General features: G+C 36.8%; 18 protein-coding genes. 4 read left to right on the top strand and 14 right to left on the bottom strand.

From position 1 onward, the window contains the following. The first annotated feature begins 80 nt into the window (after positions 1 to 80). Positions 81 to 713 carry a DUF6803 family protein gene (locus tag B9N66_RS01310; RefSeq protein WP_087579567.1) on the top strand — a complete coding sequence of 211 codons (633 nt, stop codon included), beginning with the start codon at positions 81 to 83 and terminating at the stop codon, positions 711 to 713. Positions 714 to 754: 41 nt separating this feature from the next. Here the strand turns inward: B9N66_RS01310 and B9N66_RS01305 are convergent, their stop codons facing one another. From B9N66_RS01305 to gltX, 6 genes are all read right to left on the bottom strand, one after another. Next, on the bottom strand, positions 755 to 1,435 hold the full coding sequence (locus B9N66_RS01305; RefSeq protein WP_087579566.1) for an MqnA/MqnD/SBP family protein: 681 nt from the start codon (positions 1,433 to 1,435) through the stop codon (positions 755 to 757). Beyond that, complete coding sequence (locus tag B9N66_RS01300) at positions 1,432 to 1,704, bottom strand: barstar family protein (protein ID WP_087579565.1); 273 nt, start codon at positions 1,702 to 1,704, stop codon at positions 1,432 to 1,434. The genes B9N66_RS01305 and B9N66_RS01300 overlap by 4 nt, the downstream gene beginning before the upstream one ends. Beyond that, positions 1,701 to 2,207 (bottom strand): ribonuclease domain-containing protein, encoded by a 507-nt coding sequence (locus B9N66_RS01295; protein WP_087579564.1) that lies wholly within the window; start codon positions 2,205 to 2,207, stop codon positions 1,701 to 1,703. The genes B9N66_RS01300 and B9N66_RS01295 overlap by 4 nt, the downstream gene beginning before the upstream one ends. Before the next feature lie 9 nt (positions 2,208 to 2,216). Continuing rightward, entirely contained in the window at positions 2,217 to 2,843 is a 627-nt protein-coding gene (upp, locus tag B9N66_RS01290; RefSeq protein WP_004317747.1) for a uracil phosphoribosyltransferase, read from the bottom strand. Between the two features lie 89 nt (positions 2,844 to 2,932). Then, positions 2,933 to 4,186: a malic enzyme-like NAD(P)-binding protein gene (locus B9N66_RS01285; protein ID WP_087579563.1), complete on the bottom strand. Its 1,254-nt coding sequence runs from the start codon at positions 4,184 to 4,186 to the stop codon at positions 2,933 to 2,935. Then, complete coding sequence (gltX, locus tag B9N66_RS01280; RefSeq protein WP_087579865.1) at positions 4,183 to 5,562, bottom strand: glutamate--tRNA ligase; 1,380 nt, start codon at positions 5,560 to 5,562, stop codon at positions 4,183 to 4,185. Before gltX ends, B9N66_RS01285 begins: the two co-directional genes overlap by 4 nt. A 70-nt stretch (positions 5,563 to 5,632) precedes the next feature. Between gltX and B9N66_RS01275 the strand changes: the two genes are divergently transcribed. Beyond that, positions 5,633 to 6,463, top strand: a complete 831-nt coding sequence (locus B9N66_RS01275) for a peptidylprolyl isomerase (RefSeq protein WP_087579562.1) — start codon at positions 5,633 to 5,635, stop codon at positions 6,461 to 6,463. 92 nt (positions 6,464 to 6,555) lie between these two features. Here B9N66_RS01275 and B9N66_RS09785 read toward each other — a convergent pair whose 3' ends face one another. From B9N66_RS09785 to yedE, 3 genes are all read right to left on the bottom strand, one after another. Continuing rightward, positions 6,556 to 7,626, bottom strand: a complete 1,071-nt coding sequence (locus B9N66_RS09785) for a TonB-dependent receptor (protein ID WP_257639759.1) — start codon at positions 7,624 to 7,626, stop codon at positions 6,556 to 6,558. Continuing rightward, complete coding sequence (locus B9N66_RS09780; RefSeq protein WP_219336834.1) at positions 7,623 to 8,639, bottom strand: TonB-dependent receptor; 1,017 nt, start codon at positions 8,637 to 8,639, stop codon at positions 7,623 to 7,625. Before B9N66_RS09780 ends, B9N66_RS09785 begins: the two co-directional genes overlap by 4 nt. A 293-nt stretch (positions 8,640 to 8,932) precedes the next feature. Continuing rightward, positions 8,933 to 9,991, bottom strand: a complete 1,059-nt coding sequence (gene yedE / locus B9N66_RS01265; RefSeq protein ID WP_087579561.1) for a YedE family putative selenium transporter — start codon at positions 9,989 to 9,991, stop codon at positions 8,933 to 8,935. Positions 9,992 to 10,126: 135 nt separating this feature from the next. On the opposite strand from yedE, the gene B9N66_RS01260 reads away from it, so the two are divergent. Both B9N66_RS01260 and B9N66_RS01255 read left to right on the top strand, forming a co-directional pair. Beyond that, a complete protein-coding gene (locus B9N66_RS01260; RefSeq protein WP_087579560.1) occupies positions 10,127 to 11,326 on the top strand; it encodes a molybdopterin molybdotransferase MoeA in 1,200 nt (399 codons plus the stop codon). Between the two features lie 18 nt (positions 11,327 to 11,344). Next, positions 11,345 to 12,346 carry a TerC/Alx family metal homeostasis membrane protein gene (locus tag B9N66_RS01255; protein WP_087579559.1) on the top strand — a complete coding sequence of 334 codons (1,002 nt, stop codon included), beginning with the start codon at positions 11,345 to 11,347 and terminating at the stop codon, positions 12,344 to 12,346. 119 nt (positions 12,347 to 12,465) lie between these two features. Here B9N66_RS01255 and B9N66_RS01250 read toward each other — a convergent pair whose 3' ends face one another. Genes B9N66_RS01250 through B9N66_RS01230 form a run of 5 tightly spaced genes read right to left on the bottom strand, consistent with a single transcriptional unit; the run spans position 12,466 to position 19,661 of the window. Continuing rightward, a complete protein-coding gene (locus tag B9N66_RS01250) occupies positions 12,466 to 13,029 on the bottom strand; it encodes a MotE family protein (RefSeq protein WP_087579558.1) in 564 nt (187 codons plus the stop codon). Further along, the gene (locus tag B9N66_RS01245) at positions 13,029 to 13,406 is read right to left on the bottom strand and encodes a flagellar export protein FliJ (protein WP_257639740.1); all 378 of its coding nucleotides are present in this window, start codon (positions 13,404 to 13,406) and stop codon (positions 13,029 to 13,031) included. Before B9N66_RS01245 ends, B9N66_RS01250 begins: the two co-directional genes overlap by 1 nt. A 41-nt stretch (positions 13,407 to 13,447) precedes the next feature. Beyond that, entirely contained in the window at positions 13,448 to 14,698 is a 1,251-nt protein-coding gene (locus B9N66_RS01240; protein ID WP_054196124.1) for an adenylosuccinate synthase, read from the bottom strand. A gap of 2 nt (positions 14,699 to 14,700) precedes the next feature. Next, positions 14,701 to 15,567 carry an ATP phosphoribosyltransferase regulatory subunit gene (locus B9N66_RS01235; RefSeq protein ID WP_021090725.1) on the bottom strand — a complete coding sequence of 289 codons (867 nt, stop codon included), beginning with the start codon at positions 15,565 to 15,567 and terminating at the stop codon, positions 14,701 to 14,703. Further along, positions 15,567 to 19,661, bottom strand: a complete 4,095-nt coding sequence (locus tag B9N66_RS01230) for a diguanylate cyclase domain-containing protein (RefSeq protein WP_087579556.1) — start codon at positions 19,659 to 19,661, stop codon at positions 15,567 to 15,569. Before B9N66_RS01230 ends, B9N66_RS01235 begins: the two co-directional genes overlap by 1 nt. Positions 19,662 to 19,672 lie beyond the last annotated feature (11 nt).

The following is a 19,672-nucleotide window of genomic DNA, read 5'->3' as shown; positions in this document are numbered from 1 at the left end:
TTAAATTTGTTATCTTGATATTTTATGATTATTAGCAATTTGGCGTTAAACTTCTTTAAATTTTTTACAAAGGACTTACAATGGTAATGACACACTACATGGAGCTTTTATCGCTCAATCAACCTTACAATCTAATCCTCTTCATGGTGATACCTGTGGGGCTTACGGAGCTTTTAGTGGCGATGGAGTTTCTCACTATGTATCACATGGATAGCGGCAAAAATACTGGCTTTAAGGCTGTTGGCAAATTTGCTGGCATAGTGCTTGGGGTCTATTTTACAGCTCTTGTGATCTATTTTATGGCAAAAATTTATCCAAGTATAAAATGGCGTGGATATGCCGATGTCATCGCTGTCTACTCATATCTCATCAGCGTCATACCACTTCTTGGCATCGCGCTTTTAGAGCTAAATTTGATCTACAAAAACGCAAGCGAAAAGGCAAAGCTAAAGCTTCACTTTTTCCTACTCATATTTGCCTTGGTCGTCGCACACGTCGCTATGATATTTGGCATGGTTGATCCTACCATAACTGGCTACAAGGCTGAAAACGGTGAGATGGGTATGCATATGAATATGCCGATGAACATGCCAGCAGATATGCCAATGCACGATCACCACAAGATGATGCAAAATATGGGTGAGATGCATATGAATATGATGATGCAAAATATGAGTGATGATAACTCAACTAATATGCATATGCATCACTAAATTTTATAGCTTCTTGGCAGCTGCTAAGAAGCTATAAAAATTTAATTCTTTTTTGCTGCTTTTAATAATATATACTCTTTAAAAAATTTTCTGAGTGATTTTTGCTCTTTTGGACCGATCTTGTAGCTTATAAATTTCAAATACCACTTGATATCTTGCTCGCTTATGTCGCGGCTTTTGGCATACTGGGCTAATATATAATTTGGAATTTTTACATTTTTTTGTAGAAATTTTGCGACCAGTTTTTTGTAAAACGAGCCATTTTTTACGTAAGAAAATCTACCAAAAACAAATGGCAAATTTGTCTTTTCGTGCCAAATTTGACCAAGGTCGTAAAAGCACTCTTTGCCCTCACTTAAGTATGCCTTTAGCGCCCTGTCGCCTATGATCACCTCGCCATTTAGTTTAAGCACCTTGGCTAGGGCGTTTGAGCTAGCTGAGGCAGGATCTGGCTTTGGGGCTGAGTTTTTGCGCACAAGCACGCTTTTTACATCTTTTTTGGCGACTATTCCAAAATTTAGCTTCTTTAAATTTGCCTTTTTGCTAGCTATGCTTGAGATCACCGCAGCGTCGATCTTTCTAGCGTTTAGGGCTCTATTTAGCTTGCTTGGCACGCCTTTTTTAAACTCGATCGCCTTTTTTATCTGAGAGCTTAATGGGGCTGATTTTAAAAATACGTGAAATGGGAGTAAATTTAGATAATCAATTTTTCCAAATATCATTTTTCATCTTTTACAAGCTCAAATTTAACCATCTCATTTTCGTTGCAAACGTCGCGAAATAGCTGGGTTAAGCTCTCTTTTGTGGCACTATCCAAAGCATTTTCGTTTTTTAGCTTTATAAGAGTTGGCTCATTTATCTCGCAAAGGCAGTCAAAGAGCGCGTCTAAATTTCTGCCGTAGTACTCTGGCAGGTCAAATTTCTTAGCAAAATACTCATGCATTTTTTCTTTTTCGAGCATCTTTTTGGCATCTAAGATCACGCTTTTCATTGCATCCTCTTCTCATAAAGCAGGTAAAAATGCTCGTAGTGATCGGGCGTGTAGTAGATAAGCCCGTCGTTTGAGTATAAAATTCTCTCAGCGCCGCGCCTGCCACCATTATAATTCACATCGCACTCAAACCACTTTCTACCATCAGCCTCAGGTAGCCTCTTTTCTCTGTTTGAAAATCTATCCCCACCGATGCTTTTGCCGCCACTTACCTGCCATAAATTTCCGCTTTTTGCGTCCCAGCCAAGTTCAAGTGCCTCTTTTTTGGTTATGAAATTCTTTGGTAGCTTGTTAAATTTATAGATATAAAGTGCGACCTCATCTTTTGAGGTATATGAGCCGTTTTCTGCGAGGCTCTGGCTCTTTTGCCCTTCTTTATTGAGCTGCTCAAGTAAAATTTGAGCGTTTTTGTTTGCCTCGCCACCCTCTTTTGAAAAAAAGAAGGTGGCGATGATGATAGCAATGACAAAGGCAACTAGAGCTGGCAAAAGTCTTTTGTTCAAATTTAGCCCTTAAAGAGTGTTAAAAACTCTATCGCCAGCGTCACCAAGACCTGGTACGATGTAGTTTTTCTCGTTTAGTTTCTCATCGATAGATGCCGTATAGACCTCGACGTCTGGATAAATTTCGCTAAATCTCTTTAGCCCCTCAGGTGCGGCGATGATAGAGATAAATTTGATCTCTTTAACGCCCTTTTCACGCAAGAACTTAACTGCATCTATCGCCGTGCCACCAGTCGCAAACATAGGGTCGATGATGATCGCCATGCGCTCTTTTGCGTCTTTTGGAAGCTTTGCGTAGAAAAACTCAGCCTGCGCTGTCTCTTCGTTTCGCTGAAAGCCCAAAAAGCCAACGCTCGCATCTGGTATGATGGTAAAGACGCTATCAAGCATGCCAAGAGCAGCCCTTAAGATAGGGCATATCATCACCTTTGTAGTGAGCCTTTTTGCGTCTGCCACCGCAACTGGTGTTTGGACTTTGACATCTTTTACCTTTAAATTTCTAGTCGCCTCAAAGATCATAAGGTAGCTGATCTCATCAACTAGCATGCGAAACTGAAAAGGCTGGGTGTTTTTATCACGTAAGATTGTTAATTTATGCTCGATCAATGGGTGTGAGATGAGCTTCACGTTTTGCATTTTTTGTCCTTAAATTTACTTTTTTACAAGGTTTGTCTTTTATAAAATGCCAAGAGAAGAATTTAGCCCAAAATTTGGGCTAAATTTGATTAAAATCCTTTTGCAAGTTTGGCTTTGTAAGCCTCAACATCAAAATCTTTTACTCTCGCTACGCCATCTTCAACTGCAGCTTTTGCAACTGCTGGAGCGACCGCTGTTAGCACGCGCTTGTCAAATGGTTTTGGGATGATGTACTCTTTGCCAAATTTTAGCTCGCTAACGCCACTTGCTTTTAAAACTTCAGCTGGCACTGGCTCTTTTGCAAGCTGCGCAAGCGCTCTAGCTGCAGCCATTTTCATATTTTCAGTGATCTTTTTAGCTCTAACGTCAAGTGCGCCTCTAAAGATGAATGGAAAGCCTAGAACGTTATTTACTTGGTTAGGATAGTCGCTTCTGCCTGTGCCCATCATAACGTCACTTCTTACAGCCTCAACGTCCTCTGGATAAATTTCAGGCACTGGATTTGCAAGAGCAAAAATTATAGGCTCTTTATTCATAGATGCAACCATCTCTTTTGTAAGCACTCCTGGCTTACTAAGACCTAAAAACATATCAGCACCCTTCATCGCATCAGCTAGAGTTCTGTCCTCTGTATCTAGTGCAAATTCTACCTTTTCAGGTGTAAGGTCTGTTCTTTTTGAGTGAATTACGCCTTTGCTATCTATCATCACGATATGTTTTGCACCAAGTGCTTTATACATCTTCGCACAAGCGATACCAGCCGCACCAGCACCACTAACTACAATTTTGATTTTAGAGATATCTTTACCAGAAATTTCCATCGCATTTATCATACCAGCGCTTGTTATCATCGCAGTGCCGTGCTGATCGTCATGCATGACTGGGATATCGACTGCTTCTTGAAGCTTCCTTTCGATCTCAAAGCACTTTGGAGCACGGATATCTTCTAAATTTATGCCGCCAAATGTTGGAGCAAGAGCCTTGCAAATCTCAACGATCTTATCAGGATCGTGCTCGTCTAGCTCAATGTCAAAGGCATCAACATTTGCAAATTTTTTAAATAAGACTGACTTTCCTTCCATAACTGGCTTACCAGCGATGGCACCGATGTCGCCAAGTCCAAGAACAGCTGTGCCATCAGTGATGACGGCTACCAGATTTGCTTTATTTGTATATTTATAAGCTAGCTCATTGTCAGCTTCTATCTCTTTGCAAGGCTCTGCAACGCCAGGCGTATAGGCCATTGAAAGGTCTCTTGACGTCTCGCAAGGCGTCTTTACCTTTATCTCGATCTTGCCGCCTATGTGGTAGTTTAGTGCTTCTTCTTTAGTTACATGTGTCATTTTTCTTCCTTTAATAAATTTTGTATTCTATTTTTCGTCTCGCTACTGCCTACTACTTCAAGCACCTCAAATATGCTTGGGCTCACGCTTGAGCCAGTTAGCGCTATCCTTAAGGCCTGAGCTAGGTCTTTTAGCTTTAAGCCATTTTGCTCTAAAAATTTATTTGTTAGCTCCTCGTAGCCCTTTGCGTCAAGGTCACGATCTAAAATTTGAGCAAATTTAGCCAAAATTTCTTTGCTATTTTCATTTATAAATTTAGCCCAAGCTTTCTCATCATAGCTTTTTGGAGCGTTGATTATCGCGTTTGCGCTATTTGCCATTTCAATTAATGTCTTTGATCTCTCACGGAGCGAATTTAGTAGTAGCTCACCCTTTACCAAAGCCTTAAAATCCACACCAAACTCAAGCATATCGTGCGCTAGCCTCTCGTAAGGCAAAGTCTTAATGTAGTGAGAATTTAGCCAGTCAAGCTTTTGAGCGTTGTAGGTGCTTGAGCTTTTGTTGATGTCGTTTGGATTAAAGTATTTAAGCATATCCTCAATAGTAAAAATCTCATCATCGCCGTGGCTCCAGCCAAGACGAACGAGAAAATTTAAGAGCGCTTCAGGCAAGTAGCCCATCTTTTTATACTCCATAACATCAGTCGCACCATGCCTTTTGCTAAGCTTTTTGCCATCCTCGCCGTTTATCATAGCGACGTGATAAAATTTTGGCACCTTAAAGCCAAGTGCCTCGTAAAGAACGATCTGTTTTGGGGTATTTGAGAGGTGATCATCGCCGCGGATGACGTCTGTTACGCCCATTAATGCGTCATCTATCACAACTGTGAAGTTATAGGTCGGTGTGCCGTCGCTTCTTGCGATGATGAAGTCATCTAATATGTCTTCAACCTTAAATTTAACCTCGCCTTTTATGCCATCATGTATGACAATCTCGCCGCTAAGCGGGGCTTTTATACGGATGACTGGCTCGATGCCAGCTGGAGGATTGCCTGTAAAATCTCTATATCTATTATCATATTTTGGACGCTCTTTTTTTGCTTCTTGGCTAGCTCTAAGCTCTTCAAGCTCATCCTTACTCATATAGCATTTATATGCCTTGCCTTCTTCAAGAAGCTTCTTAACATACTCTTTGTAAAGATCAAACCTCTTTGACTGATATGTCACTTCACCGTCGTGATCAAGCTTGCACCAAGCAAATGCCTCTTTTATGGCTTGCGTAGCCTCTTCAGAGTTTCGTTTTAAGTCAGTATCTTCGATACGAAGTAAAAATTTTCCATTATTAGCTCTTGCGTATAAATAATTATAAAGGGCTGTCCTAAGTCCGCCTATATGTAGGTATCCAGTAGGCGACGGAGCAAATCTAGTAACTATCATTTTGTGCCTTATTTTTATGTTATAATTGCCCAAAATTATATTTACTAAATACTTAAATAAAGGTTTTATTATGAAAAAATTGCTCTTTTTGGCTGCTGGCATGCTAAGTGCTTTAAATTTATATTCGGCTCAGATGATAAACGGTATCGCAGCTATTGTAGAGAACGAACCAATCACGCTTTATGAAGTTTATAGCTTGAAAGAGCAGCTAAGAGCTAGCGAACAAGATGCCTTAAATTTACTCATAAGAGATAGACTCGAAGATGCTCAGATAAAAAATTTAAACTTAAGCGTAACACCGTTTGAATTAAATGACAGAGTCGAAGCGATCGCAAAACAAAATGGCATGACAAACTCGCAGTTTAGAAGCTCCATCCAAGCTCAAGGCATGGACTTTTTGGAGTTTAAAAACAACATAGAAAAAAAGATGCTTCAAGAAAAGCTTTATAAAAGCATTTTGGCTGAAGCTGGCAAAAATGTAAATGAGCAAAAAGCAAAGATGTATTTTGATGCTAATCCTGATAAATTTAAGGTCTTTAGCACTGCTAAAGTGGTTCTTTATAGGGCAAAAAATCCTGAAGAATTAGAAGCTCAAAAAACAAGTCCATCACTACTTAGTAGCGTACAAACGCAAGAGCTAAGTTTAGACTATCAAAGCATAGATCCAAGGCTAGCAGCTATAATATCTGGCACAAATAATGGCGAATTTACCCAAATACTACAAGGCGCTGATAGTTTTGATATGTTTTATGTAAAAGAAAAAATAGGCTCATACACTCCAAGCTTTGCAGATGTTAAGGATAATGTTATAAACGAGCTTTATCAAGGCGAGCAAGAAAAACTTATGGCTGATTATTTTGATAAACTCCGTGCAAAAGCAAAGATTCAAATTTTAAGATAACTTCAAATTTAGCCATCTTTGGTGGCTAAATTTCTCCAAATTTCACATGACAAAAGATTACACCGCCAAAGAGAAGGCGGTGTAAATTTTAGTTAAAAAGTGTAGTGCATATTTAGCATAAACGATCTCTCGTCCCCCGGTCTTGAGTCTGAACGCCAGTATTTTTTATTTAAGATATTGTTTATTGCTAGTGTCATTTGAGTGTGTTCATTAAAGTTATATCCAGCACTTGCATCAAGCCTTGCAAAGCCGGGCAAGTGTTGATCGGTTACGCTTGTTTTAGTTACTTTGTAACTATATCTTTTAGAGTACCCGGTTACGCCACTTTCGACATACCATTTATCATTTTTAGCATATCTTAAAAAAACATTGCCCTGCCAGTTAGTTGTATCTTTTAGACTAAGTTTTTCGTTTAATGGATTTGACTTATCACTTACGATGATGGCTCTCATGTATCCAAGTGAGCTGCGCAGGTATAAATTCTCGTAAATTTGCCCTAGCACGTTTAGCTCGATACCGCGGCTGCGCTCCTTGCCGCGAACTGCCCATGTATATGGATCATTTGTAGAATCTGGTTGGTATCTTATATTATTATGCTCGATCTGAAATATCGCTAGGTTTGAGCTAAACCTATTATCAGCCCATGTGCTTTTTAAGCCGATTTCATATTGCTCGTTATTCTGCGGTTTTAGATCAAGCATCGTTGTATCGCCTGTACTTATACCTATATTTCCGCGACCACCATAAGGCGCAAAGCTCTTTGAGTATGAGGCGTATGCGGTATGTTCTGGCAAAAAGTCCCACAGCAAGCCAACTCTTGGACTAAAAGAGTGCCCTTTGTAGCTATTTGTCATATTTGCAATATTTCTTGTTTTAAATTTATAAAAGTCAAACCTTCCACCAACAAGTAGCCTATATTTGTCGTCTAAGCTTATTAGATCCTCGAGAAATACTCCATTATTTATAGCTTTATGTTTATTATCAGTATTAAGTGGTATGTAGCCCACACTACCCCAACTTGATCTTGATGCATATGGATTTATAGTTACATTTTTTGCACTATCAAACCAAAGCCTTGGATGGCGAGTTTCTACGCTGTTGTCATATCCAAAAGTAAGATTATGCTTAAATCTTGTAAATTCAAGCTCTTTTGTAAGTGTTATAGCATTTGAGAGCGTGTCATCATCGGATAGTTTTGCTTTAATCTATTTCCAGGCATGATGGTACCACTAAAATAATGATCAAAATTTTGACTAGCTTTTCTATAGCCAAAGACCCATTTTAAATTTATATCCTTTGCTAGTTGCGCATTTAGCTCGGTACGGAAGAAATGAAGCTTATCTTCAACAAAGTCTCCATCGTGAGAAAATCCCTTTGTATAGTCGATACCAAGTTTGTCATAGACACTTTTTGTTGGCATTCTATCAGGTACACGCCAAGCATTATCATATGTATATTGTGCCTCAAAACTAACCGTTCCGCCATCATTTGTCACGACAACGCTTGGACTTATCATAAAATTTTTATATTTTATACCATCTCTCCATGACTTTCCACGCTCCATATCAGTCGTTAGTCTTACGGCTAGTTGATTATTTACTACGTGGTTTACATCTATACCACCGCCATATCTGCTCCAGCTACCAACCCTGCCTGAAAGCTTATAAACAGGCATAAAATTTGCCTTTTTACTAACCAAATTTACAACCGCACCGCCGTCACTTCTTCCATACAAGATTGAGGCTGGCCCTTTTAAAATTTCAACTCTCTCAACATTTGCTGTGCTACGTCTTATCTGTCCTGAGTCTCTAACACCATCTCTATATATATCACCGCCATCAACGCTAAAACCCCTTATCTTGATACTCTCACCTCTCATATCGTAGCCTGCATCAATACCAGCATTTCCCTCAAGGATACTTGAAAGGTCATTTGTACCGTAGTTTCTGTTCTTTTGTATATCTATATTTTCGATAGTTTGTGGCGTCTCTTTGTTACTGAGTCCATTTCTATTGATATCCGCGCTATCATACGCGATATAACCTTTTAGGGTATTTTGCTCCGAGATACCTTCCACCTCGATAGTTGGTAAAACAACTGAATAATCACTGTTATTTGTATCTAAAGCCCACAGCGAGCTAAAGATCAGTGATGAAGCAAGTATACTAAACTTCATAGAATTCCTTTAGATAAAATCAAAATCGATATTCTATATCAAAATAGCTTAAAATATTTACTTTATATTGATGTTTATTAATTTTATCAATTCATTATTAAAATTTTAGTTCGATTTAGAATTATCGTTTGCCATATCTTAAAACAAAATGCATTACTATTGCCGCTAAAAAATTTTAAGATTAAGGCTAGTATTTTAATGATCACACACCAACGCGAGCTTTTTGAACTTTTTGATGAGGTGATAGATATAAGGAGTGAATAAATTTGACTGCAAAGGCAGCCAAATTTATATTATGCTTTTTTAGTAAAAACTCCAACATAAATAGCGTAGATAAAGCCGATCGCTACGGCATATGGAGCGTAAGGAGTGATGCCAGCTCCTGAGCTTGCAAGTATGAAGTTATGGCTTATCGCAGCACCTGCTCCCATACCTAAAACAAATACAGCCGAGCTTAAATTTCCAGCTCCCATTTGCACTAAATGTTTGCCTGGGCAGCCATAACTTAGGCTAAAGCAAAGACCAGCCAAGCTCATGCCTAAGAAATTCCAAAGAACATCATTATGAGCGATAGGTTGAGCTTCAAAGCCAAATTTATATTGTCCGAGAGCTAAATTTGTGATACTTGCAAAAACGATGATAGATACAATGCCATAAAACATTGAAAGATCACGCTCAAAAACTTTACTAATCGCTCCAACCGAGCAAAATTTGCTTCTTTGCATAAAAATGCCAATAACAATGGCGCAAATAAGTGAGATAAAGATATTTGCGTGCTGTGAACCTGGGCCTTTTTCTGAGCTAAATAAAGCACCATTATCGCCAAGCTTTAAACCAAAAACAAGGGCTGCTAAAAGCAAAACAGCAATAATTAATGGCAAAAACGCAACTGGTTTTGTAGTGGCATCATTTTCAGGTATAACATAACCATTTTTCTTGAAAAATCGTCCAACAAAAACTCCGGCAAATAAACCGACAAGACCAGCAATAGCAGTCATATCCCCGCCGCCAAGGCGCAAAAACGCTCTCCATGGGCAGCCCAAAAAGATAAGGCAACCAATCATAGCAAACACGCCTAAGAAAAACCTAGAAAATGCCGCACTGCCAGATACTGGAGTGAAATTTCTACTCCAAAGCATGCTTGCTAAAAAGCCTCCGATGATAAGCCCTAAAATTTCAGGCCTTAGATACTGTACCACTTTGGCTTGATGAAAACCAAAAGCACCTACGCTATCTCTTAAAAAGCAAGCCGCGCAAACGCCCATATTTGCTGGGTTGCCAAAATAAACAAGCACTGGGCCAAGAATGCCTAAGCTTGCACCTGCAATGATGTAAAGCACTGTTTTATTCATAAATATTCCTATGTATAGGGTAAAATCAAACTGATTTCTTAAACGACATTTTAATAATCATTAAATAAAACAAAGATTAATTTTTTTAAGAGCAAAGTAGATAAAATATGCAAAAATTTCATAAAAAGGATAAAAATGAAAGATTTTATGAGTTACGCAGATAGCCTAAAAATTCTAAAAGATACTATAAATGAGTGGGATAAGATCGAAAAAGTAGCCATAACAGATGCACTTGATAGACACATAGCTTACGACGTGACAGCTGCTGAAAACTACCCAGCAAAGCCAGTTTCAGCGATGGATGGATACGCTTTTGCCTTCAAAGATGGTCTAAGTGAGCTTGAGCTTATCACAGACCTTCCAGCAGGTAGCGACAAAGGACTAGTCATAGAGGGTAGTAAATGCGTCAAAACTTTCACTGGCTCACTAATGAGCGAAGGCACTGATACTCTTGTGCCGGTAGAAAATGTCGAGGTTAGCGGCTCGAAAATAATCATCAAAAAAAGCGTACCAAAGGGTTTTGCTGTGCGCGAAGTAGGAGAAAGCTACAAAAAAGGTGAAATTTTGATCAAAAAAGGCACACATCTAACCTACGCCGAGATAGCACTTCTTGCTGAGCTTGGTGTCTTTCACGTAAGCGTTTTCATACGCCCAAGAGTTGCGATACTAGCGACTGGCAGCGAGATAAAAGACCTTGGCGAACCTCTAGAAAATCCAGCACAAATTCACAGCTCAAATCACGTAGGCATCGCTATGCAGATACGCAAAATGGGCGCAGAGCCGATCCTTTGTGAGATCGTAAGAGATAAGGCTGAGCTTGTCGAAAAAGCGATCATAAACGCACTAAAATCAGCTGATATATTAGTGACGACTGGGGGCATAAGTATGGGTGATTACGACTTTGTAAAAGGCGCTTTAAATGAAAATTTTAGCCTTATCATCGAGGGTGCTGCCATAAAACCAGGTCGTCACATCAGAGTGGCAAAGTCAGGCGATAAATATATCTTTGCACTGCCTGGATTTCCGTACTCGGCAATGGTTATGTGTGTGCTTTACGTGAGGGTCCTAATAAATGCGTGGTTTGGTCAAGAAGAGCCAAAGATCACGGCGATAATGGACGAAGACTATAAAAAACGCTCACCATTTTTAGAATTTACAGCTGTAAATTTAGAAAATCGTGAAGGAAAAAATTTTGTAAATCTAAATGGCAAAAAGCTTGGCAGTTCAGCGATAGTAAATAATTTAACAAACAAAGCTGCACTTTTAATGATCCCAATGGATAAAGAAATTCTTAAAAAAGGCGAAATAGTAGAAGTCTTGATGATGCCTTACTAAAAATTTTAAGGATAAAAGTTGAACGCGTTAGAAATTCAAACAATTATAGTTTTTCTTATAATGGCATCACTTGCCTTTGGAATAGATCTTTTTGCTCATAAACATGATGAGAAAATTTCACTAAAACAAGCTGGTATTTGGTCTATTTTTTGGATAGGAGTTTCGGTACTTTTTGGCATATATTTATATTTTGAGCGAGGCAGTGAAATAGCAAGTCTTTATTTTGCAGGATATGCGCTAGAAAAGTCGCTCTCGGTAGATAATCTTTTTGTGATGATGGCGATTTTTTCATGGTTTAAGATACCTGAAATTTATCGCCACAGAGTGCTTTATTTTGGCGTTATAGGAGCTATGATATTTAGGCTCATCTTTGTAGCCGCAGGTACGATGCTTTTTGCCATCTCACCTTGGATGGAGCTAATATTTGCGGCAATAGTCGCATATAGTGCCGTAATGATGATAAAAAAAGATAACTGTGATGAAGATATAAAAGATTATTCAAACCACATAGCTTATATGGCAGTTTATCACTTCTTTCCAGTTTTACCACAGCTTTTTGGACATAGTTTTTTTGTTAAATTTAGCGAAATTTCTAATCAAATTTCAGATAGTCAAAAAACTACTCTTAACGATCAAATTTTAAGGCTAAAAGCCACTTGGATAGCAACACCATTATTCTTGTGTCTTTGCGTAATTGAGCTAAGCGATGTGATATTTGCTTTTGATAGCGTTCCGGCTGTCATTGCTGTGAGCAAAGATCCTGTGATTGTTTATTCAGCAATGATATTTGCGATACTTGGGCTAAGAACGCTTTATTTTGTACTTGAAGCACTCAAAAATTTTTTAAAGTATTTAGAAATTTCTGTGATCGTGCTTTTATTTTTTATCGCAGCAAAGCTAGCTGTAAATGCGACTACTCATATCTTTCATCATGGTTTTGAAATTTCTGCACAAATTAGCCTTTTTATCATTCTAGCCATTCTTGGAGTTGGGGTCGTAGTAAGTTTGGTTAAAAAATAGCTACCACAAAAGTATACAAGCTAAAGTTAGGTGAGCTTAAAATTAAAAATTTATAAGCAAGTGCTTTATATCTTGGTGTCTAAATTTTTTAAAATTTTGTTTGCTTGTGTAAAAATTTATTACTGTATATTTATGCTACCGGCTGGAGTTGGCATATCGCCTTTTTCATCAGCAAATGGTGGCCCTTTTTGAAGCAAAGTGGTGATCTCAGATGCTACTTTTGGATCCATTTTTGCCATGATAGTAGATATCTTTTTGGCATCAAGAGCATAAAGTATGGTGGCTGCATTTGATCTAGGCATTTTAGAGAGCACCTCAGCCGCCGCGCCATCTTTCATCTTAGAATACGACTCATTGACTTTATCACTAGTCATTGTGCGAAGTTCTTTTAAAATTTTCTCATTTTTAGCGACCACTTCATCGATCTCTTTGCGTTTTTGCTCGATCACTTTCATTGTCGTATTTATATCAGCTTCTTTTTTGGCAAGCTTTTTATTATTTTCTTCATAGGCTGCTGCCGAGCTTGCGCGAAATACCTCTAAAGCTTGGCGCTGTTCATCTATGATCTCAAGTTCCTTTAAAATTTCTTCTTTTCTAGCTTCAAAAATTTGCGTACAGTCAACTGGTACTTCAAAACAAAATGCAAAATTTGAAATAGTTAAGAGTAATAAAACCGCTCTCATCACGACTCTCTCTTAGTTGTAAATTTCATCACTGCAAACTCGTCAAGTGCAAGTGCTTCGGCCTTTTGTATGCGTTTTATCTCTTTTTTGAACTCTTCTTTTTCTAGATATTTCATCTTTTCGTACTCTAAATTTGCATTTTTATATTTATGCTCGTAGTGTAAAACTTCTTTGTTGGCTATTTCAAGGCTCTCTTTGCAAGCATTTAGCTCCTGCCTTGTTATATTTATCAGCTCTAAATTTTCCTTTAGTTCGCCTATATTGCCACTTTTTGGCAAAACAAACTCGCCAAGTTTAGCTCTTAAACGCGATAAATTTTCTTCAAAATTTCTCACATTAAGCCTGGCAACGGCGAGCTTGGCCTCTACTTTGTCCATTTCTTGCTTTTTTACACGAACAATAGAGGTAAATTTGCTTTTCATCTAATGATTGTATCACTTCTTTCAGGGCTTGTTGAGATATAGCCGATCTTTACGCCAGTTAGCGCTTCTATTCGCTCGATATAAGCTCTTGCGTTTGCTGGCAAATCTTCATATTTGCTTATGCCTTTTACGCTATCCCAGCCTGCGAGTTCCTCGTAAATAGGAGTTGCATTTTCAAGATCTGTCGGCATATAATCGATAGTTTCACCGTTATATTGATAAGCTTTGCAAATTTTTACCACCTCAAATCCATCAAGAACATCAAGCTTCATAAGCGCATAAGTATCGACACCGTCAAGCCTTGAAGCATATTTTACACTCACAGCATCAAACCAACCACAACGTCTACGGCGACCTGTTGTTGTGCCAAATTCCTTACCAATATCGCACATCTTATCGCCACTCGTGCCTTTATCTTCTGTTGGGAAAGGGCCAAAGCCAACACGAGTCGTATAGGCCTTTATGACGCCTATTACTTCACCGATTTCTTTTGGATTTAGTCCAAGACCTGTGCAAGCACCTGCACTTATGGTATTTGAGCTAGTTACGTATGGATATGTGCCATGGTCGATATCTAGAAGTGTACCCTGAGCGCCTTCAAGTAATACCTTTTTATTTTCATCAAGTGCCTTCCACACTAGGTTTGTAGTATTTGCGATAAATGGAGCCAAAACCTCTTTATATCTTTTTAGCTCTTCAAGCAATTCATTCTCATTAGGAATTTTTACACCAAGTGCGTCAAATACGCATTTATTTGTCTCAAAATCATGCATTAAAGCATCGCACAAACGCTCTGGCTCAAGTAGCTCGCCTACTCTGTGACCACTTCTACTTATTTTATCAGCATAAGTTGGTCCGATACCTTTTCCAGTCGTACCGATTGCTTTTTCGCCTTTTAGTCTCTCTTTTGCTTGATCGATTTGGCTATGGTAGCTTAGATTTAAATGTGCTTTATCGCTAATATAAAGCCTACCTTCTAAATTTTCAAACTGAGCCATTTCAGTGATTAATACTTCTGGACAAACAACAACACCATTGCCAATGATGTTTATGATATTTTTATGCAAAATTCCACTTGGAACAAGGTGAAGTGCGTATCTAACGCCATCAACCCATATCGTATGGCCAGCATTATGACCGCCCTGTGAGCGACAGATCATGTCATAGTTTAGTCCTAGCATATCAACTATCTTGCCTTTACCCTCATCACCCCATTGAACTCCAACTACTAAATCAGCCTTTCTCATTCTTACTTCCTTAAATTAATTTTTTCTTCTATCAATGCATCTGTATAAACAGCAAAACCACTATTTATTTTTCCGTCTATTTCGTAGCTGCCGCCACTTGCTATTATGCTGTTATTTCTTAAAAATCTAAAAAATAAACTATCGTAATATCTCATTTTCGAGTAATATAGCGGAACTATTCTTAAATTTTTATATTCTAAAGCACTGGCTAAATTTCTCAAATTTTCAAGCGGTTCTTTTAGCTTGCTTGGAGAAATTTTAATCACCTCATCCAACTCATCAACTGACTTTAAAAGAGCAAGAGCACTTAGCCATGGAACATTTTGAGATAAAATTTTTTCCATTTGTCCATTTTCAAAAATTTCAATAGGTACACTTAAAATTTCACAAATTACCCTTGGAATTTGTATATTGCTCACTTGCAAAAATGTATCCATTTTTAGCTCATTAAGAAGCTTTGCTACGATATTTATGCTTTTTAAAACATCATTTTCACCGATTAGCTCGGCTCCGATTTGATAAATTTCTTGGCTTGGATAGCGAAAGACTGGTTGGATATAAAACCATCTTTTTGATTCGTTTGCTTTTAGTCTTCTAAGCACGATCCTTACAGTATCTACCGTACTATCAGCTCTTAGACTTATTTCGTGATTTAGGCTATCGCTAAAACGTAAAAGATTTGTAGCATCTACACTTAAATGCTGGTGATATGAGAAAAATGGCGTTACGATCTCGCTAAAGCCTTCATTTTCTAAAATTTCACTAGCTTTTTGCTCGATCTGCCTCTTTAGCTTTGCGCTACTGGCAAAGTATAGCTTGCTTCCATTTGGGATTTCATGCTCATAAACATTTAAAGCATTTTCATTCATTATTTATTCGCTCCACTCAAATTTAGATCATTGTCACATAATAAAATTGCCTCATTAGCTAAATTTATTACATTCTCTTTGTCTATTTTTACAAGAATCGTATCTAAAATTTCAGCTAATTTTTCATTTATTATTCTGATATCATCTACTTGATTTGCTATTTCGTCTTTTAATTTTTCGCTTACTTTTTCATCGCATTTAAGCAAATTTATCAAACGAGTCATAAGCTCTTTTGCACCTACTATTTTGCAAAGCATATTGTAGTTCTCATCATCTTGAAAATTTCTTACATTTAGCGGAGATGATAGAGTAAATTTAAATTTGAGTACATCATCCAGGCTAAGCTCTGGCGCAAAAAGCCGTCCTTGAAATCTACTAAAGCCAAATCCAATAAAAATTTCAAGCATGCTTTTATCTTCTAAATTTTTTATCATGACATCAAAATCAAATGTATCTGATACATACTTTATCATGCGTATGGTCTTTAGCGCTTCTACTGAATCAAAAATTTGTTTGCAAAATCTTTTGTCTATATTAAATCTATTTGTTTTTAACATGCCTAAAGCTTCTACCGAGCCTGAATAAGACGCAAAATCATCAAGTGAAAAGCTAACGCCTAGTTCCTTATAAGCATCGATATATCTAACAACATCATCTAAATTTACGCCACTTGCAGAGTCAACGATATCTATGATTAGCCCATTAGCGTCTAGTTGCTCATCTTTTAAAAGCTTTTTAAATTTCTCAAAAAACTCAGATGTCATTAGCTTTTTAATGCACAAATTTACTCTAACTTTTGCATTTATTCCCTCTTTTAGCCACACAGCCCTAGCTTTTAAAGCATCTTTTAGCGTAAATAATGCGATAGCAACAACTGCTTTTGAGCCTTTTGCAAGTGGCAAGAAGTCTGATGGCCTTAATATCTTATCGCCATTTTTCCATCTAATAAATGCCTCAAAGCTGCTAACTTCCCCACTTTTTATATCAATCTCAGGCTGATAAAGCAAGAACATCTCACCAGCATCGATAGCTTCAATGATCTTTGAGTCGTCTCTATATTCATTTTTAAAGTATGTATCTTTTTTCGAATTAAATACATAATATTTATTTTTTCCATTAAGCTTTGCTTGATACATAGCCCAATCAGCTCTTTCGATTAGATCATCAACGCCAAGTGCATCGCTACTTAAGCTAATACCAATACTTACGCTAAGTTTTTTTTCATCATCATCAATAGAAATTTTACTCTGGCCCACTCTTAAGATGTTCTCAGCAGTCTCGTAAATTTCTCCCAAATTTTCATAAGGCATAGCACCTATAAACTCGTCCCCGCCTATTCTCGCAAATATTCCTTGTTTTGGAAAAATTTCATCTATTTTTTTTGAAATTTCTATTAGGATTTTATCGCCTACTTGATGTCCGTATCCGTCATTTATCGATTTAAAATTATCAAAATCGACATAAAAAGCTGCTATTTTTAAGCTTTTTTTCGCTTGTTTTAGCAGATTTTCTAGCTTATTAAAAAGCAAAAATCTATTTGGCAATCCAGTTAGCGTATCGTGATACGCGATAAATTCGAGGTACTCTTTATTGTAGCAGTCATCATTTGCGCTTGAAGCTAGCAATATATATCCCTCTTGGTCGCCAAACGCGTTTAAAAGCTTACTTATACTTATGACTTCGAGTCTATTTTTGCTTCGAACATCATGAATAAGACCTTGCCAAAAGCCAGTTATTTTAAGTGAATTTAAAATTTCATCTTTAATATCTTTTAGTCCGTTTTTAAAATTAATTATATCTTTTGAGTAAATTTTCTCTATAAAATTTTTATCTCTAGAAATGTCAAGCGTATCGAAAAAAGCGTCATTAGCATCTATGATCCTAAACTCATCATCAAGCATAATAATTTGCTCTTTTGCGTATGAGAAAATTTTTGCTAAAAGGTCTTGATAAGAAAAAAAGCTATTTTGCACACTAAGATCTTGCATTGTGCCCTTTATAACGCTTGCTTCACCATCATAAAAAGCTATTGCTTTTGCTCTAATCCTTACATAAATAATCTCTTTATCAGCCCTATAAAAACGCACTTCGCCATCATATACTTCACCTTTTTTTATAAGGTCAAAAAAGTCCTTAAAGCTTACAAATTCATCTACAAATATAGTTTTTGCACGTTCAAAATTTATACTCATATCCCCATTTAATGCATATCCGAGCGACTTGGCAATAGCATTTGGGATATAAAGGGTGTCGCTTTTTTTATCCCATGAAAAGACAAGCGCTTGGCTTGCCCAAAGTATGCTTTGAAAATATTTTAATTCAGCATCGTACTTTTCTTGCAGCTTTGCTATATCACTTAAGTCATTAAAAAAGTAGATTGTCTTTCGCTCTTTATCAGCATCATTATCTATAAATTTTACTTTTATCTTAAATGGCGTTTTGTTGTTTTCATTTGTTTGCATATTGGCTACGAGATTGATTTCGCTATTTTTGCCGCCATTTTCAAAGAATTTTTTAGATTCATTAGAAATATTTACAGCAAACTCATCTAAACTTTCAGGGCTTATTAGATCTTTTAAATTTATAAGCTTCTTATCTTGCGGGACTTTAAAGACACTATCGATATTTTGCGTACTTCTTACGATAGAAAATGGATCGCTGCTTAATGCTTCTGCTATTACATTTGGCGATAAAAAAGAATAATCATTTATTGCTTCGTTATCCTTTTTCGTAAATTTTTCATCGTCAAGCTCGTGTATAAGCATAAAATTTAGCCTAGAATCCCTTAGCTCGATCTGCGACTCTTGTAAAAATCCCTCTTTAGTGCCGCCATCTTTTGTTCTTAGCTTGATTTTAAAACTCATATCACTATTTTGAGCGTCTTGTTTCATTTGCATAAACAATGCAAAATCGCCATCTATTAAATTATTTAAATTTAGCTCTATAATCTCATCTTTTGTGTAGCCAATGGAAGACAAAAATGCATTACTAGCATCAATAATATCGCCGCTATAAGCATCATAAACTACTATTTTCAAAAAGCTTTGCTCAAAAATATAGCCAAATCTACTTTTGTATTCTTCTAGCCCATCAGTTGCTTTTTTGGTTTCTATCTTTAGCTTGTTTATTCCATTTTTTATATCTTCAAATTCTGTTACATTAAGGCTTCGTCTTATCTCATATTCATTGCCATCTAAAGTATCTCTTACCTCTTTTAAGGCTGGCATTATTCTATTTTTTATAAATTTCACATCTCTAACCCATAAAATCAAAGAAGATATAAAACAAAAGATCGATAGCCAAAATAACACAAACTGCATAAAGATATGAAAATGCTTCGTTGAAGCGGTAATAACAAAAATTTTATACTCTGGCATATAGCTTATGAGATAAAAGCTCATATGGCTTAAAGAAAATATTATTTTATCCTCTTTAAACTCGTCGCCAAGACTCACATAAGGCAAAAACATCGATTCATCAAATTTTTTATAAAACTCATCTCTTGATAAATTTCCATATTTATCCACCAAATAAGCATAAGTTTTGCTTTTCTCATCGTAATCTACATTAGCGTAGTTTTGCAAAAATTTTATATTAATTTGAACTAAGATACTGCCTCCATTTTTTAGTCCATAAGATGCATAAACATCTTTAAAACGATTGTTTTTATAAACTCGATCTGATACTGTAAATTTCCCAGCATCTGCCTCGTTTAAACTAAGCCAAGATAGATCCTTTTCGGCTATGTCATCAGCACCTAAAAATCTCTTTGAATAGATTAAATTTCTATTTTTATCAAAAACATAAAAAGCTATATAAAGATCGTTTTTTGTTGAATTTTTATCAAATAGCATATCGCTAAGACCTGCTTCAACCATTTTTGATTTTAAAAATAGATCGTTTTTTATTATAAAAAAGCTATTTGAGATTGATGATTTTATATTTGAATTCGTTGAGCTAAGATCATACTTTATATCGTTCGTACCGGCACAAACTACAAATAATGCTAAAAATATAAATGAGAGTAGAAGTAAAATAGCCTTTGTATAAAACATTTTTACTATCTGAAGGCTGGTTTTTTGTTTCTCAAGCACGATAGACACCT

Source organism: Campylobacter concisus, from assembly GCF_002165775.1.
Taxonomy (GTDB): Bacteria; Campylobacterota; Campylobacteria; order Campylobacterales; family Campylobacteraceae; genus Campylobacter_A; species Campylobacter_A concisus_E.
This window is presented reverse-complemented; position numbering and strand designations above follow the sequence as displayed.

Excerpts from the sequence above, each read along its gene's own strand:
- B9N66_RS01310 (WP_087579567.1), top strand. The coding sequence starts at position 81 with ATGGTAATGACACACTACATGGAGCTTTTATCGCTCAATCAACCTTAC.
- B9N66_RS01305 (WP_087579566.1), bottom strand. The coding sequence starts at position 1,435 with ATGATATTTGGAAAAATTGATTATCTAAATTTACTCCCATTTCACGTA.
- B9N66_RS01300 (WP_087579565.1), bottom strand. The coding sequence starts at position 1,704 with ATGAAAAGCGTGATCTTAGATGCCAAAAAGATGCTCGAAAAAGAAAAA.
- upp (WP_004317747.1), bottom strand. The coding sequence starts at position 2,843 with ATGCAAAACGTGAAGCTCATCTCACACCCATTGATCGAGCATAAATTA.
- B9N66_RS01285 (WP_087579563.1), bottom strand. The coding sequence starts at position 4,186 with ATGACACATGTAACTAAAGAAGAAGCACTAAACTACCACATAGGCGGC.
- gltX (WP_087579865.1), bottom strand. The coding sequence starts at position 5,562 with ATGATAGTTACTAGATTTGCTCCGTCGCCTACTGGATACCTACATATA.
- B9N66_RS01275 (WP_087579562.1), top strand. The coding sequence starts at position 5,633 with ATGAAAAAATTGCTCTTTTTGGCTGCTGGCATGCTAAGTGCTTTAAAT.
- B9N66_RS09780 (WP_219336834.1), bottom strand. The coding sequence starts at position 8,639 with ATGAAGTTTAGTATACTTGCTTCATCACTGATCTTTAGCTCGCTGTGG.
- yedE (WP_087579561.1), bottom strand. The coding sequence starts at position 9,991 with ATGAATAAAACAGTGCTTTACATCATTGCAGGTGCAAGCTTAGGCATT.
- B9N66_RS01260 (WP_087579560.1), top strand. The coding sequence starts at position 10,127 with ATGAAAGATTTTATGAGTTACGCAGATAGCCTAAAAATTCTAAAAGAT.
- B9N66_RS01250 (WP_087579558.1), bottom strand. The coding sequence starts at position 13,029 with ATGAGAGCGGTTTTATTACTCTTAACTATTTCAAATTTTGCATTTTGT.
- B9N66_RS01245 (WP_257639740.1), bottom strand. The coding sequence starts at position 13,406 with ATGGACAAAGTAGAGGCCAAGCTCGCCGTTGCCAGGCTTAATGTGAGA.
- B9N66_RS01240 (WP_054196124.1), bottom strand. The coding sequence starts at position 14,698 with ATGAGAAAGGCTGATTTAGTAGTTGGAGTTCAATGGGGTGATGAGGGT.
- B9N66_RS01235 (WP_021090725.1), bottom strand. The coding sequence starts at position 15,567 with ATGAATGAAAATGCTTTAAATGTTTATGAGCATGAAATCCCAAATGGA.